The organism is Streptomyces sp. NPDC021115, assembly GCF_044333065.1.
Taxonomy (GTDB): Bacteria; Actinomycetota; Actinomycetes; order Streptomycetales; family Streptomycetaceae; genus Streptomyces.
Window position 1 is genome coordinate 663,293 of record NZ_JBIRQF010000003.1, and the last position, 15,047, is coordinate 678,339.

14 protein-coding genes are annotated in these 15,047 nt (G+C 72.6%); 8 read left to right on the forward strand and 6 right to left on the reverse strand.

Annotated features, from left to right (window positions below):
• Positions 1 to 124 precede the first annotated feature (124 nt).
• Positions 125 to 1,135, forward strand: a complete 1,011-nt coding sequence (locus ACH4TL_RS12970) for a LacI family DNA-binding transcriptional regulator (RefSeq protein WP_398317894.1) — start codon at positions 125 to 127, stop codon at positions 1,133 to 1,135.
• Here the strand turns inward: ACH4TL_RS12970 and ACH4TL_RS12975 are convergent.
• Together ACH4TL_RS12975 and ACH4TL_RS12980 are read right to left on the reverse strand one after the other, a co-directional pair.
• Positions 1,132 to 1,896, reverse strand: a complete 765-nt coding sequence (locus ACH4TL_RS12975) for a YqjF family protein (RefSeq protein ID WP_398317891.1) — start codon at positions 1,894 to 1,896, stop codon at positions 1,132 to 1,134. The genes ACH4TL_RS12970 and ACH4TL_RS12975 overlap by 4 nt on opposite strands.
• 66 nt (positions 1,897 to 1,962) lie before the next feature.
• The gene (locus ACH4TL_RS12980; RefSeq protein WP_398317888.1) at positions 1,963 to 3,135 is read right to left on the reverse strand and encodes a mechanosensitive ion channel family protein; all 1,173 of its coding nucleotides are present in this window, start codon (positions 3,133 to 3,135) and stop codon (positions 1,963 to 1,965) included.
• Between the two features lie 287 nt (positions 3,136 to 3,422).
• Here ACH4TL_RS12980 and ACH4TL_RS12985 point away from each other — a divergent pair, with 287 nt between their 5' ends.
• Positions 3,423 to 4,604: a MalY/PatB family protein gene (locus ACH4TL_RS12985; protein WP_398317885.1), complete on the forward strand. Its 1,182-nt coding sequence runs from the start codon at positions 3,423 to 3,425 to the stop codon at positions 4,602 to 4,604.
• A gap of 103 nt (positions 4,605 to 4,707) precedes the next feature.
• Here ACH4TL_RS12985 and ACH4TL_RS12990 read toward each other — a convergent pair whose 3' ends face one another.
• Entirely contained in the window at positions 4,708 to 6,450 is a 1,743-nt protein-coding gene (locus tag ACH4TL_RS12990) for a glycoside hydrolase family 13 protein (protein ID WP_398317882.1), read from the reverse strand.
• Between the two features lie 194 nt (positions 6,451 to 6,644).
• Positions 6,645 to 6,842: a hypothetical protein gene (locus ACH4TL_RS12995; protein ID WP_398317879.1), complete on the reverse strand. Its 198-nt coding sequence runs from the start codon at positions 6,840 to 6,842 to the stop codon at positions 6,645 to 6,647.
• A gap of 115 nt (positions 6,843 to 6,957) precedes the next feature.
• On the opposite strand from ACH4TL_RS12995, the gene ACH4TL_RS13000 reads away from it, so the two are divergent.
• Together ACH4TL_RS13000 and ACH4TL_RS13005 are read left to right on the forward strand one after the other, a co-directional pair.
• Positions 6,958 to 8,124 carry a LacI family DNA-binding transcriptional regulator gene (locus ACH4TL_RS13000; RefSeq protein ID WP_398317876.1) on the forward strand — a complete coding sequence of 389 codons (1,167 nt, stop codon included), beginning with the start codon at positions 6,958 to 6,960 and terminating at the stop codon, positions 8,122 to 8,124.
• A gap of 120 nt (positions 8,125 to 8,244) precedes the next feature.
• A complete protein-coding gene (locus tag ACH4TL_RS13005; protein ID WP_398317873.1) occupies positions 8,245 to 8,691 on the forward strand; it encodes a spore-associated protein A in 447 nt (148 codons plus the stop codon).
• A 66-nt stretch (positions 8,692 to 8,757) separates the two neighbouring features.
• On the opposite strand, the gene ACH4TL_RS13010 is transcribed toward ACH4TL_RS13005, so the two are convergent.
• Together ACH4TL_RS13010 and ACH4TL_RS13015 are read right to left on the reverse strand one after the other, a co-directional pair.
• A complete protein-coding gene (locus ACH4TL_RS13010) occupies positions 8,758 to 9,579 on the reverse strand; it encodes a lytic polysaccharide monooxygenase (RefSeq protein WP_398317870.1) in 822 nt (273 codons plus the stop codon).
• An 88-nt stretch (positions 9,580 to 9,667) separates the two neighbouring features.
• Positions 9,668 to 10,429 (reverse strand): dienelactone hydrolase family protein, encoded by a 762-nt coding sequence (locus tag ACH4TL_RS13015; protein ID WP_398317867.1) that lies wholly within the window; start codon positions 10,427 to 10,429, stop codon positions 9,668 to 9,670.
• 243 nt (positions 10,430 to 10,672) lie between these two features.
• On the opposite strand from ACH4TL_RS13015, the gene ACH4TL_RS13020 reads away from it, so the two are divergent.
• The 4 genes from ACH4TL_RS13020 to ACH4TL_RS13035 all read left to right on the forward strand — a co-directional run bounded on the left by ACH4TL_RS13020 (position 10,673) and on the right by ACH4TL_RS13035 (position 15,033).
• On the forward strand, positions 10,673 to 11,974 hold the full coding sequence (locus ACH4TL_RS13020) for a PucR family transcriptional regulator (RefSeq protein WP_398317864.1): 1,302 nt from the start codon (positions 10,673 to 10,675) through the stop codon (positions 11,972 to 11,974).
• A gap of 287 nt (positions 11,975 to 12,261) precedes the next feature.
• Complete coding sequence (locus ACH4TL_RS13025; RefSeq protein ID WP_398317861.1) at positions 12,262 to 12,666, forward strand: hypothetical protein; 405 nt, start codon at positions 12,262 to 12,264, stop codon at positions 12,664 to 12,666.
• Entirely contained in the window at positions 12,663 to 14,327 is a 1,665-nt protein-coding gene (locus tag ACH4TL_RS13030) for a cation acetate symporter (RefSeq protein WP_398317858.1), read from the forward strand. Before ACH4TL_RS13025 ends, ACH4TL_RS13030 begins: the two co-directional genes overlap by 4 nt.
• Positions 14,257 to 15,033 (forward strand): PTS sugar transporter subunit IIA, encoded by a 777-nt coding sequence (locus ACH4TL_RS13035; protein WP_398317855.1) that lies wholly within the window; start codon positions 14,257 to 14,259, stop codon positions 15,031 to 15,033. Before ACH4TL_RS13030 ends, ACH4TL_RS13035 begins: the two co-directional genes overlap by 71 nt.
• Positions 15,034 to 15,047: the final 14 nt, after the last annotated feature.

Sequence of the window (15,047 nt, forward strand, 5' to 3'; positions counted from 1 at the left end):
GCGTCATCGATGGGCACCCGCGACGGCGGCCGCGGGTGCCCGCAGGCTCTCAGAAATCGATTTCTCGGGCAAGGGTCCGCCACCGGTGCCGACGCCGCCGCGCGAGGTGGCTACCGTGGGTGAGGTGACACCAACGCCGACGATCAAAACCGTTGCCGAGGCGGCGGGGGTCTCCCCGGCCTCCGTATCCCGGGCCCTCAACGGCAATCCGTCCATCGCGCCGGAGATCGTCGAGCGGGTGATGCGGGCCGCCGACGCGGTGGGCTACCGGCCGAACGGGATCGCCCGGAGCCTGCGCACCCGCACCACCAAGGTCATCGCGCTGCTCATCCCCGACATCGGCAACCCGTTCTTCACCGCGGTCGCGCGCGGTGTCACCGACGCCGCCGAGGCGGAGGGCTATACGGTCCTGCTCTGCAACACCGACGAGGACCCCGAGAAGGAGCGCCGCCACCTCGCCGTGGCCGAGCAGGCCCGGGTGGCCGGGGTGGTGCTGTCCCCGCAGGGCCGGGACACCGACATCTCACGGCTGCGCCAGAGCCGGATCCCGGTCGTCGTGATCGACCGTGCGCTGCGCGAGCAGACCGACGCCGTCGTGGTGCCGTCCTTCGCGGGCGCCCGGGACGCCACCCGCCACCTCATCGAGCAGGGCTGGTCGCGCCCGGCCTGTGTCACCGGCCCGGCGTCCGCCGACACCGCACGGGCCCGGCTGCGCGGCTATCGCGCCGCCCTGAGGGAGCGGCACGGCCTGACGGAGATCGTCGCCCACGCCGACTTCCGGCAGGACGGTGCGATGCTCGCCGCCCGGGAGCTGCTGGACCGGGCCGATCCGCCCGACGCGTTCTTCGTCGCCAACGCCCCGATGGCGCTCGGCACGCTGGCCGCGCTCGCCGAACGGGGCCTGCGCGTGGGCTCCGACGTCGGCTTCGTCTCCTTCGACGACGCCCCCTGGGCGCCGTACATGACGCCGTCCATCTCGGTGGTCGCCCAGCCCGCCCATCCGCTGGGGGAGCGGTCGGCGCGGCTGCTGCTGGAGTCGCTGCGGGCGCCCGTGGAGCGGCGCCCGCGCCGCATCACGCTGTCCCCCACCCTCGTCGTGCGCGCCAGCTCGCTGCGGCCACCGGACACCGCCTAGGGCGTGGGGATGCCCGCCGGACGGGCCGGGCGGCCGAGCCGGACCGGGACGCCCGGCGAGTACAGCACGCTGACCGGCTCCCCGGCCGGGGCGGGCAGCCCGGCCGCGGCGATGATGTCCTCCTCGCAGGAGACGAGCCGCGCCCGGTGCAGCGGCCACCGGGGGTGATGGTTCGGCAGATACGCCACCCCGCCGAAGAAGGCGTTGTGCATGCCCCACCGGGCGGTGATGAAGTGCTCGAGATCCGTCGGTTCCCCGACGCGTTCCCCGGGCCGCAGGGTGATCCGGCAGCGCGCCCCGCGCGGCCCCGGCCACCGCCGCGAGCTGGTGTAGGTGAGGGTGTCGCCGTCGGCGCGTACGGCCATCTTCGACCACACGTAGGGCAGCCGGAAGGCGGCCCGCCCCATGACCACCGGCAGCAGCCGGGAGGCGTCCAGTGAGCGGAACGCCACCCCGCGCCGCCCGTGCGCGTCCACCGTGTACAGCCGCACATTGGTCTCCGGGAACGTGCCGAGGTACGGGATCCCCGGCAGCCGCAGCCAGCCCACCCGGTGCATCCGGAACGCCACCAGACCGACATAGGTGGCACCGTCGAACGTGTCCGGCACGGTCCCGGCCGGGAGCAGCCCCGCCACCTCGGACGGGTCCATGGCCCAGTGGAGGAAGGCGAGGTCCAGCCACGCCTGCGTGAGCAGGGGTTTCCGTATCCCTACGGGGGCGTCGGGGGTGACGGGTTCGGGTGTCGCGAGCTGGTACGGCACCGCGCCAGCATGGCATGCCCGGCGCACCCGTCCCAGGGCGGACCAGGAGCAGGCCGAGCGCCGCGGCTAGGCGGTGCTCCCCGGGCTCGTGACCGTCCCCTTGTCCGGAGTGAAGGAGTCCGGGGCCAGGGAGCCCGGGATCAGGTCCGCCTCGCCGATGCGCTGGGCGGGCAGCGGCACCTGCCCCGGCTGCCCCGGCTGACCGGACTGGCCGGGCTGGTGGAGGACGACCGTACGCATCGGCAGCGGGATCTCGATGCCCTCGGCCTGGTAGCGCCGGTGCAGCCGCTTCATGAACTCGTGCTTGATCAGATACTGGTCGCTGAACTCCAGCGCCCCCAGGAACACCGAGAAGTCGATGCCGGACTCGCCGAAGGTGTGAAAGCGGATACTCGGCTCGAAATCGACCACGCCGCCCGAGACATCGGCCATCACCTTCGCGCCCACCTCGGTCGTCACCCGCTCCACATGTTCGAGGTCACTCCGGTAGCCGACCCGCACCTGCACCATCACCGACATCTCCTGGCCCGGCTGGTGGTAGTTGGTGGTGATGGTGCCCGCCAGCTTGGCGTTGGGGATGATCACGAGGTTGTCGGACAGCTGACGGATCGTGGTGTTACGCCAGTTGATGTCCACGACGTACCCCTCCTCCCCGCTGCTGAGCCGGATGTAGTGACCGGGCTGCACCGTCTTGGACGCCAGGATGTGCACGCCCGCGAACAGGTTGGCCAGGGTGTCCTGGAGGGCCAGCGCGACCGCCAGACCGCCCACGCCCAGCGCGGTCAGCAGCGGCGCGATCGAGATGCCCAGGGTCTGGAGCAGGATCAGCACGCCCATCATCAGCACCGCGATACGGGTGATGTTGACGAAGATGGTGGCCGTGCCCGCCACCCCGGACCGGGACAGCGCCAGCGTCTGCACCAGACCGGCGACCACGCGCGCCGCCGTGACCGTGGTGGCCAGGATCAGCGCCGCGATGACCACCTGATTGACGGTGTGACCGATCGTGCGGGTCAGCGGCAGCGCCGCGGCCGCGGACGACACGCCGACCGCCATGGCCGCCCAAGGGGACAGGGTGCGCAGGGTGGCGACGATGATGTCGTCCCCGCTCCACCGCGTCTCGCGCGCCCGCTCGCCCAGCCAGCGCAGCCCCATCCGCAGCAGCAGACCGGCCGCCGCGGCGGCTACCAGCGCGGCGGTGACGACGATGACGTCGTGCAGCGTGAGTTCCCGGTTCACCGCTCACCCCCGGACGTTGCGGCCGCCGCCCTCGGGGCGGCGGGCCGCGTCGTCGCCGGCCCGGAGTCGTGTCTGCTGCTCACCTGGTCACCTGTTCGTGCGGAGGATGTGCTGATGACGTCGAGGCACGTACACACCGCCTTGACGTGACCTGCCATCTTGCCGCATCCCGTCAACCTCTCGATGACCGCCCGGCCATGACCTGGAGGCCGGAATTGGTCCGTCGTCACAGCTCGGGCCACGTACGCCACATGGACAACACGGGCGACGTGGGGACCATGGATGACATGGATCTCATTCCGCACGGCCCGGCCGAAGACGACCCCAACCCGCTGAACCGGCTCTCTCTCGACCAACTGCGGCTCCGGACCAGTATGAAGTGGCGCACCTACCCGGACGACGTGCTGCCGCTGTGGGTGGCCGAGATGGACGTCCCGCTCGCCGGACCCGTCGTGCGGGCGGTCACGGACGCCATCGCCCTCGGCGACACCGGCTATCCGGCCGGTACGGCGTACGCCGAGGCGCTGGCGGGCTTCGCCAGGGAGCGCTGGGGCTGGGACGGGCTCGCCGTTGAGCGCACGGCGATCGTGCCCGATGTGATGCTGGGCGTGGTCGAGGCGCTGAAGCTGGTCAGCGGCCCGGGCGACCCGGTGGTGGTCAACTGTCCGGTCTATCCGCCCTTCTACCCCTTCGTGGAGCACCTGGACCGCCGGGTCGTGGAGGCGCCGCTCGGCGCGGACCTGCGGCTCGACCTCGACGCGCTGGAGGACGCGTTCCGGCGCGCCGTCGCGGGCGGCCGCCGGGCCGCGTATCTGCTGTGCAGCCCGCACAATCCGACCGGGACCGTGCACACCGCCGGGGAGCTGGCCGCCGTCGCCGCGCTCGCCGACCGCCATGGCGTACGGGTCGTGGCCGACGAGATCCACGCCCCCGTGGTGGCCCCGGGGACGGACTTCACCCCGTATCTGAGCGTGCCCGGCGCGGAGAGCGGGCTCTCGCTGATGTCGGCTTCCAAGGGGTGGAACCTCGCCGGGCTCAAGGCCGCGCTGGCCGTCGCCGGTCCCGCCGCCGCCGAGGATCTGGCGCGCCTTCCCGAAGAGGTCGGCCACGGCCCCAGCCACGTCGGCGTCATCGCCCACACCGCCGCGCTGCGCGAGGGCCGGGACTGGCTGGACGCGCTCCTCAAGGGGCTCGACGGCAACCGGAGGCTGCTCGCCGGACTCTTGGCCCGGGAACTGCCCGGGGTCCGCTACCGGCCGGGCCCGGCGACGTTCCTCGCCTGGCTCGACTGCCGTGAGCTGGGCCTGGGGGACGATCCGGCCGCCGTCTTCCTCGACCGCGGCCGGGTGGCCCTCAACTCCGGGCTGCCGTTCGGTACGGGCGGGGCGGGCCATGTCCGGCTCAACCTGGCCACCTCGCCGGAACTGCTCGCCGAGGCGGTCCGGCGGATGGCGGCCGCGCTCGGCTGACGTACGCCCGCGCCCGAAACTGCCCAAGCGGCCCGACCTACGCCCGGACCGGTCGTCAGCGGCGTGCGCGACGGCCGGTCCGGGCCTCGGGGATCTGCCGGTGTCAGCCGGTCGGATCGCTGATCCACCAGGCGGCGGCGCTGCCAGGCAGCGTCCCGGGCGGGCACGAGGCGCTGGCCAGAATGGGCGCACCGGTGACCGGGGCCGGGACCGGGTGGTCGCTGAAGTTGATCGCGCACACCAGCCCGTCGCCGCGCATGAACGCCAGCACCTCGGGCGGCGACTCCAGCCACACCAGCGGGCCCTCGCCCATCTGCGGGAGGCTGCGCCGCAGATACAGCCCCTCGCGGTACAGGTGCCAGAACGAGTCGGTGTCGGCCAGGGCCCGGTCGGTGGCGTGTTCGGCGAACCACTCGGGCTGCGGCAGCCACGGCTGGGCCACCGCCTCGCCGGTGGTGAAGCCGAACGGCGAGGCGTGCCCCGACCACGGCAGCGGCACCCGGCAGCCGTCGCGGATGTGCTGACGGCTGCCCGTGCGGTGGAAGATGGGGTCGGTCAGCACCTCGTCCGGCAGGTCGACCACCTCCGGCAGGCCCAGCTCCTCACCCTGGTAGACGTACGCGGCGCCGGGCAGGGCAAGCATCAGCAGGGCGGCGGCGCGGGCCCGGGCCGGGCCGAGGCACGCCACCTCGCCCGTCGCGGGCTCACCCGCGTACCGGGTCACCGTGCGGACCTGGTCGTGGTTGTTGAGGACCCAGGTGACGGTGGAGCCGGTGTCGGCGATGTCCCGCATCGCCTCGCTGATCACCTTGCGGAAGACGTCCGGGTTCCAGGGCGCGGTCAGCAGGTGGAAGAAGAACGCCTGGTGGAGTTCGTCGGACCGCACGTACTTGGCCTGCTCCAGCGGCGTCGGCACGGAGACCTCGCCGACCAGCAGCCGGTCGTTGCCGTCGCGGGCCGCGTACTCGTCGCAGATGGCGCGCCAGCGGCGCCACTCCTCGTGGATCTCCGGCTGGTTCCAGGCCAGCGGGTTGACGGAGTCACGGGTGCGCTCGTCGATGGTGGGGTCGTCGGAGTCGGGCAGGTCGGGGTGTTTGAACAGGCCCGCCGCCACATCGATGCGGAATCCGTCGACGCCCCGGTCGAGCCAGAAGCGCAGCACCTCGTGGAAGTGCTCGCCGACCGACGGCTCGCGCCAGTTGAGGTCGGGCTGCTCGGGGGTGAACAGATGGAGGTACCACTGACCGGGGGTGCCGTCGGGCTCGGTGACCCGGCTCCAGGCCGGTCCGCCGAACATGGCGTGCCAGTTGTTGGGCGGCAGTTCGCCGCCCTCGCCGCGGCCGTCGGCGAAGTGGAAGCGGGCCCGGGACGGTCCGCCGGGCCCCTCGGCCAGGGCGGCCTGGAACCAGGCGTGTTCGCTGGAGCAGTGGTTGGGGACGATGTCCATGAGGACCTTCAGCCCGAGCCGGTGGGCGTCGTGCACCAGCCGGTCGAACTCCTCCAGATCGCCGAAGATGGGGTCGACGTCGAGGTAGTCGGCGACGTCGTACCCGTGGTCGTGCTGCGGCGACGGATAGAACGGGCTGAGCCAGATCCCGTCCACGCCCAGCTTCTTGAGGTACGGCAGCCCCAGCCGGGCCCCGGCGAGGTCGCCGATGCCGTCCCCGGTGCTGTCGAGGAAGCTGCGCAGATAGATCTGGTAGATCACCGCGTCGCGCCACCAGGCGTGCGGTGAGCCCTCCGTGCGGTACGTGGAGGGGCGGGGCGCCGTGGTGGCCGTGGCGAGGCCCGTTGCCTCGTCACTCGCCGGTATCGAGATCGTCCGGCGCTCATCCGGGGCTGTCATGCGTCCATCCCATTGCTGGTTCGTGCTGGCTCTTGCTGGTGCGATCGCTCACGTACGTGAGGTACGTGGGAAGTCGGCGGGGCAGGGGCTGTCCGGGTGCCGTGCGGCAGGCGGTCGCTGGTCGGTGCGTTCGCCGGTCGGATGCTTGTGGCTGTGGCGCGCTGTCGGCGCCCGGAAGGCCCCTGGGCCGAATCTCAGATGCCGCGCGGGGCGGGGGCCTCGCGGGGGAAGGCCGGGCGGCCGAGGGTCGTATGGTCGAGGGCCCGGCGGTCGGGAGTCCTGCGGTCGAGGGCCGGGCGGCCGGGGGTCGCGCCCTGGTGCGGCGCGTCGGCGGCCGGGGCGGGAGCGGCGTACGGCTCCCCGGCGAGCATGCGATGCCTCTGACTGCTCACGGACAAGGCCCTCTCGTGCGGCACATCACCGTTGATGTATCGATAAAGCACAGTGTCATAGGATGGGGGTGAGCGGCAAGCGATCACGAGAAGCCGGAGCAAACCGGGAGAGCGGATGGCGACGCTGAAGGATGTGGCCCGCGCGGCGGGGGTCTCGGTGATGAGCGTCTCCAACGTCCTCAACGACACCGGCCGGTTCTCCGCCACCATGCGCGAACGCGTGCTCCGGGCGGCCGAGGAGGTCGGTTACGCGGGCCCCGACCCGGCCGCCGCCTCGCTCCGGCGCGGACGCACCGGCACCGTCGGGGTGGTGCTGCCCCTTCCGCTGGAGACCGCCTTCGCCGACCCGGCCGCCACCGCCTTCCTGGAGGGCGTGGCCCGCGAGTTCCAGCGGCGCCGCACCACCATGACCCTGCTCGCCCTGCCGCCCGCCGTGGGGCCGCTCGCCCGGCACGCCACCGCCCCCGTCCAGCAGGTGGCCGACGCGCCGCTCGCGGCGCTGGAGAAGGCGGTGATCGACGCCGCGCTGCTGTACAGCGTGGAGGAGGACCACCCCGGTCTCGACATCCTGGTCAAGCGCGAACTGCCGGTGCTGGCCGTGGACTCGCCCGGCCATGACACCGGGCGGGACCGCTTCGGCGACGCCTGGGCGGGCTTCGTCACCGTCGACGACTTCGGCGGCGCCCGGTGCGCCGCCCGCCATCTGGTCGGCCTCGGCCACCGGCGGGCGGTGATCCTGGTCGACAGGCTCGCCGTTCAGCCCCGGCTCGGCCCGGCCACCTGGCCCCAGGCGCTCGCCACCACCAGCGCGATCCTGCGCCGTCGGCTGCTGGGCTACCGCGACGCTTGGGCCGAGGCGGGGCTGCCGTTCGCCGACCTCACCGTCATCGAATGCGGCAGGAACGACTTGGCGGCGATCCGCACGGCCGTGCACACCGTGCTCACCGCGCCGGGTCCGCGCCCCACCGCGCTGCTCGCCGTCTCCGACACCCTCGCGCTCGGTGCGTGCGCGGCCGTCCGGGACCACGGCCTCGCCGTCCCCGGCGACCTGGCCGTCATCGGATACGACGACGTGCCCGCGGCCGCCACCGCCGTCGTGCCGCTCACCACGGTCCATCAGCCCACCGTGGAGAAGGGCGAATCGGCGGCCCGGCTGCTCCTCGATCACACCGATCACCGCTCCGACCACGGCACTTCCGCCGTCCTGTCCGCCCCCGTGGCCGGTGCGGCGCCGCCGGAGCTCCCCACCCGTCTCGTCATCCGCGCCAGCACCCCGGCCTGAACGGGGTAACGGGGGAGCGGGTGTTCGCATTGATCCCCGCAGATTCCCGTACAACCATCCTGTGCCCCCACATGTCACCTAGACGACGCAAACAGCGCCCTAGGGTTACAAGGGGGAAATATGAAGATTTCACGCTATGTTGCCGCGACCGCGGTCCTCGCGTCCGCCGTCGCGGGCAGCGTGGTCCTGGCCCCGTCCGCCTCGGCGGCGACCAAGGCCGCGTACAACGGGGCCTGCGGCAGCGGGTACAAGGTGGTGAACTCGGCGCCGATCGGCACCCAGGGCACCGTCTTCCTGACGTACAACTCCGCCAAGGGCAAGAACTGTGTCGTCACCGTCCGGAACTCGGCGGGGGCGAAGAAGAACATGTTCGCGTACCTCTACGTGAACGGCGCGGACGAGCCGCAGCAGGACAGCGGCCTGTACACGTCCTACGCCGGTCCCATCTACGACTACGGGCGCGGCAAGTGCATCGACTGGGCCGGGGGCATCGAGAACCAGTCGACGTACACCTACGGGTCGAACTGTGGCTCCCTCACCGCGCACCGGGTGACCAAGGGCTGGTAGTCCGTACGGTCCGGCTCACCGCACCATCACCTGACGCACCGCCCGACGGGTCGCCGCCGCTGTCACTCAGCGGCGGCGACGCCGTGTCACGAACACCCCGGCGGCCGTCAGTACCGCGGCGGCCGAACCGCCCGCGACCAGCGGCATGGTGGCGTCGCTCCGCTCGCCACCCGCAGCCGTGTCCGCCGGGACGTCCGGCCGGGCCTCGTTCTGCGGGGCGGGCTTCGAGGGCTTCGAGGACTGCGCGGCCTCGGCGGAGAGCACGACGTCCGAGCAGGAGTAGTACGTGTCCGCCGTACTGGAGTTGCGCCAGATCGTGTACAGGAGTTGACGGCCACGGCGGTCCGAAGGCAGCTTCGCCTTGAGGTGGTACGCGCCGTCGGTCAGCGCCGGGTCCTTGACCTTCGCGAACGGCGCGGCGTCGAGATCGGACCACTTCAGCGGCCGCGTCGGATCGTAGCCCGGCTTGGTGAGATAGAGCTCGAAGGTCCCGGTGTGCGGAATCGTGGAGCTGTAGTCGAGCGTGAGCTCGGACCCGGGGGCGAGCCGCGTCGAGGGCCAGTCCGCGCGCGGCAGATCCAGTCCCCGGTAGCCGTCGAGGCCCGCGCTGCACAGCTTTCCGTCCGGAATCCGCTGCCGGTCCCTGCCGTTCACATCGGCGATGCGCAGATTGTCCCACTGCTCGAACGCCGCGCCCCCGGCCGCCTTCGCCGCCCGGCAGGCCGCCGACCGCGCCTCCCGCCCGCCCTCCGGTGAGCAGGCCACCGTCCGGCTGACCGGATCCACCGGTGCCCCATGGGCCAGGGCGGGCGCCGCGCCCACCGCGGTGAGCAGCAGTGAGACGGTTCCGGTGACGGCGGCCGAGGCGGCGATGCGATGCGCGGTCATGCCGGGGAGTACGGGAGGGAGGCGCGGTGCGTTCAACCGGCCGCCGACCGGTGCGTTCAACCGGCCGCCGGCGGCGGTGCCGTCCGGGCTACTTGCCCAGCGTGCGCTCGAAGAGCGCCAGCAGCTCACGCCAGTGCCGCTCCTCCGCCGCGGCGTCGTACATGGCGGTGTCGACCTGGGTGAACCCGTGGTGGGCACCCTCGTACACCTCGCTGCGGTGACGCACCCCGGCCGCGTCCAGCGCCTGTTCCAGCTCGGCGATCTGGTCCGCCGGAATCGACGGGTCCTGGTCGGCGTGGCCGAAGTACAGCTCCGCCGACACCCGGTCGACGAGCCGGTGCGGGCTGTCCGGGGCCTCCGTGACCAGATGGCCGCCGTGGAAGCTGGCCGCGGCCGCGACCCGCTCGGGGTACGCCGCCGCGGTGCGCACCGCCAGCACACCGCCCATGCAGTAGCCCACGCTGCCCACGGGGCCGTCCGTCACCAGGGGGGAGTCGGCGAGCCAGGCGAGGTACGCACCGGCGTCCCGCATCGCCACCTCGGGTGTGTGCGCCTTCATCAGCGGGCCGAGCTGATCGAAGATGTCCGACCGCTTCGAGGGGTCGATGAACTCCGGCAGCTCCACCACGGGCGCCCGCCCCGCGCGGTAGAGGACGTTGGGCACCAGCACCGTGTAGCCGTGTCCGGCGAGGCGCCTGGCCGCCTCCTCGACCGTGGCGCGCGGTCCGAAGGCGTCCGGGTACAGCAGGACACCGGGATGCGGAGTCCCGTCGTCAGGACGGGCCAGGTAGGCATCGGCAACCCCGTCGGGGGTGGGGATGTCCAGGGAGGTGCCGTGCGCGGAAGCCATTGCCGCACCTTTCTTTTCGCGTCGGGGGCGCACCGGCCACCACGGTCGGCGCGGCCCCACGGTACCGCTGCGCTTCCGGTGGCAAGGGGAAGGGACCTGACGACGCCGAAGGGAATTGTCCGAAGACACCGACCACGCGGTATGCCGATGATGCAATAGCGGGAGAGGTCTGGCCTCCGAGCGGACCGGGCCTCATGATGCCGCGTTGAGCGGCACATCGCACGTCAGAGGTGGAGGACCGTCATGCACCCAGTCACCGGCTCCCGCGCCGCCGGCCCCGCCGCCGGGCGCTCTGCCAGCCGACTGTCTGCCGACCGGGCCCGGGGGCTGCCCCGCATGCCCGCCGCCCGCCCGCCGGTACGCTCGCGGGCCGACCCCGAGGCCGTCGCCCTGCTGCACCGGACCGCCCGCGTCCTCATCGACGAACTGCCCCGGCTGACCGATGAGGTGGTCGCGCTGATGCGGGAGCGAGAACCCGTCTACCGCGCCGCTTCCATCGATCCGCACGAGCTGTGGCGGGACGTCAACGACTCGCTGGCCAACAACGTCCGCTCCCTGCTGTACCCCAAGGAGACACGGGAGACGGCCCGCTCCGTCTCCTGGCGGATCGGCGCCGACCGCGCGGCCCAGGGCCTCCCGCTGGACGCGCTGCTGCACGGCTTCCGCATCGGGTGCACCGTCGTCTGGGAGGAGCTGGTGGAGTCGGCTACGCGCGAAGATCCGGTGGGCGCCCGTGGTCTGGTGCATGTGGCGGCCGACGTCTGGAACTTCGTCGACGAGCACTGCACGCTCGTCGCCGAGGCGTACCACGAGGTCGGACGGCAGCTCGCCTGGCACCGCGAGAACCGGTTCCGGATCATCGTCGAGGCGCTGCTCGACGGCACCGCCCGGGTGGGCGACTTCCCGGAGGCGGAGGAGGTGCTCGGCCTGCCCGAGCAGGGCCGTTACGCGGTCGTCGCGCTGGACCACACGGGCTCGGCGCCCGGCGCGCCGCGCCCGCCGGAGATCTACGGCGGCGGCCGCACGGTGTGGCACACGGGGGAGTCCACCGCCCACGCGATCGTCCTCCTCGGGGAGGTCCACCCCCAGGAAGTGGCGCGGGGGCTCGCCGTGCCGCCCGGCGCCCGGGCCGGGGTCAGCCCCGCCGTCACCGGCCTGGCCTCCGTCAACGCGGCCCGCCTGCTGGCCGATACGGCGCTGCGCGCATGCCCCGCCACCGGGGAGGCTGCGTTGCTGGAGGAGCACTACCCGGAGGCACTGGTGGTGTCCTCCCCTGACCTGGCCACGGCGCTCGCCGACCGCATGCTCGGCCCCGTCCTGGCGCTCGAACCCGCCGACCGGGACATGCTGCTGACGACGCTGACGGCCTGGCTGGAGGCGGACGGTTCGGCGCGCGAGGCGGGGCGTGCGCTGTTCTGCCACCGCAACACCGTGCTCAACCGGCTGCGCCGCTACGAACAGTTGACCGGGCGTACGCTGCACCGCCCGCGTGACGTCGTCGAGTTGTCGCTCGCCCTCGCGGCGTACGGGCTGCTGTCGCTCTGACCGGGAGTGTGCCCGAAACTGCCCGGCGGGTGTCCGGAGGCGTCCGCGGGCCGCCCGGGAGCTGCCCGGAGGTGTCCGAGGTGTCGGGAACTGTGAGGATCCGGTGACGGATCCTCGCAGCGAGCCCTCTCGCGGCCACGAAGAGTGTGTCCGTGCACAACGGCCGTCAGTGGATCATGTGCTTCTGCCACGCGGTCCCTCGACGGGCTGTACGGAGGTCCCGCTGAGCTGCTGTCGTGGCGGTCGGTCCCACCCGCAACGGACGGATCCGCCACGAGGAGCACGACATGTCCGATCACGCATGGGGGCAGACCACGCATCCGCGCCCGGTGCGCACCGCCGAGGTCATGCCACCGCGCCCGCCGGAGGCGATGGGCCCCCGCCCCGAGCTCCGCCACGGCCCGTACCCCGACTCCCGTCCGGACCACCGAGGGGGGCGCCGGGAGCGGCGCTCCTCACCGTGGCGGCGGCCGTGGCCGTGGACGGCGCGGGCGGCCTGCGCCGCGCTGGCCTGCCACCTGGCCGCGGTGGTGGTCAACTGCACCGCGGGCGGAGGGATCGAGATCGGGGCGGGCGGCGGTTTCACGGTGGGCGCCCTGCTGGTGGGCGCCGACGCGGTGGTCCTGGTCACCGTGCTCGTACGAGCCGACCGGCGCGCCCCCGACGCGGGCACCCGGGAGAGGGAGCGATGAGCGGCGACTTCGAGCCGAGAACCCTGGCGTTCGTGCTGTTCGCCTGCTTCATCGCCGTATCCTTCCTGCTCTGCATCCTGGCGGCCACCGACAGCGACGACCCCTCCGAGTTCTACATCGGCACCGGCACGCTCGGCCCGATGCAGAACGGCCTGGCCATCGCGGGCGACTACATCTCGGCCGCCACCGTCCTCAGCACCACCGGCACCATCGCCATCGCCGGATTCGACGGTGTCCTCATCACCGTGTCCACCGTGGTCTCGATCCTGGTGTTCCTGCTGGTGATGGCCGGACCCCTGTGCGGACGCGGCCGGTACACCCTGGGCGACGTGCTGTCCGAGCGGCTGAGCGAGCGCCCGGCCCGTATCGGCACCGCGGTCCTGGTGCTGGTGGTCACCATGCCGCTGCTCACCGTCCAGCTCAACGGCGCGGGCGACATGATGTCCCTTCTCATCGGCATCCCCGGCACCGCGTCGGTCACCGGCTGCACCATCTTCATCGGCTCCCTCATGGTCTGCTACGCCGCCCTCGGCGGGATGAAGGGCACCGGCTTCATCCAGATCCTCAAGACCGTCATCCTGCTCGGCGCGTTCATCCTGCTCGCCGTGCTGGTCGTCAAGCGGTTCGACTGGAACCCGGCGAGCCTCTTCGGCGCGGCGGCCGACAAGAGCGGCTACGGCGATGCCTTCTGGGAGTCCGGCCGCCAGTTCGGCGACTCGTTCACCGGCAAGCTGGAGGTCATCAGCGTCCAGCTCACCCTGGCCGTGGGCGCGGCCTGTCTGCCGCACATCACCATGCGGCTCCACCCGATCCGCGGCGCGCGGGCCGCCCGCGCCGCCACCACCTGGGCCGTCGGCGCGGTCGCCGCCCTGAGCGGGCTGATCGTGATCGTCGGCGCCGGTGCCACGGCCATCGTCGGCCTCCCGGCGCTGCGCGCCGCCGACCCCACCGGCACCAACTCCCTGCTGCTGCTCACCCGCGCGCTCGACCCGGCCGCCGAGTCCGCCCACCGCAGCCTGCTGTTCACCCTCGTCGCCTGCGCGGTCGTCGTCACCACCCTCGCGGCGGTCGCCGGGCTCACCCTCGCCGCCGCGGCCTCCCTCGCCCATGACGTACTGGCCAAGGTCGTGCTCAGGGAACGGCTCACCGCGGCCCGTGAACTCGCCGCGGCCCGCGCGGCGATCGTGGGCGTCGGCGTGGTGGCCGTCGCCGTCGCCCTCGTGACCCAGCACTGGAACCGGCAGATCCTGATCTCCTTCACCTTCACGGCCGCCGCCTCCGCGCTGTTGCCGGTCCTGCTGTACGGGACGCTGTGGCGCGGCTTCACCGCCACCGGAATGCGCTGGGCGATGTATGGCGGCCTCGGCCTCACCTTCCTCACGATGGCCTTCTCCCCGGCGATCTCGGGAGGCGCCCTCGCCGTCTTCCCCGACCGCGACTTCCACTGGTTCCCGCTGCGCAACCCTGGCCTGGTCACCATCCCGTCGGGCTTCCTGCTGGGCTGGGCGGGCTCCCGCCCCGGTGGCCGGCCGCGCCCCGAGGACCCCTCGCCGCCCGGGGCGCATGGCGAGGATGCGAGGATTTCGCGCCATGGACGAACTGATGGATCTGCTACCGGTCGGGTGCGTGCGGCTCGACGCGAGGGCGGCGGACTGGCGTGAGGCGATAGCGGTCGCCGGCGGGCTCATGGTGGACGCGGGCTTCACCACCGCCGAGTACACCGCCGAGATGATCGCGGGCGTCGAGGAGAACGGGCCGTACATCGTCGTCGCCCCCGGCGTGGCGTTCGCCCACGCCCGGCCCTCGCCCGCCGTACGCGCGACCGGCATGTCCTGGGTGCGCCTGGCCGAGCCCGTCGCCTTCGGCCATGAGACCAACGATCCGGTCACCCTGGTCGTGGCCCTCGCCGCCACGGACTCCGGCGCGCACACCGCCGCGATGGCGAGCCTGGCCCGGCTGCTCGGCGACCCCGCCACCGCGGACGCCCTCGCCGCGGCGCCCACCCCCGAGGCGCTGCGCGCCGTGCTGAGCGGTGACGAGCAGAGCCCCGCCACGGAAAGGCCACGGGCTGCCGGGCCCTCCCTGCACAAGATCCTCACGGTGTGCGGCAACGGCGTGGGCACCAGCCTGTTCCTCAAGAACACCCTGGAACAGGTCCTGGACCGCTGGGGGTGGTCGGCGTACGTCACCGTCGAGGCCACCGACACCATCTCCGCGAAGGGCAAGGCGTCCGAGGCCGTTTCCCTGTTCACCTCCCGCGAGATCGCCAGGACCCTGGGCGATGTGGGACGGCCGGTGAAGGTGGTTCAGGACTTCACGAGCACCGCGGAGATCGACGCGGTGCTCCGGGACACGTACGACGTCTGACGACGGGAACAGAA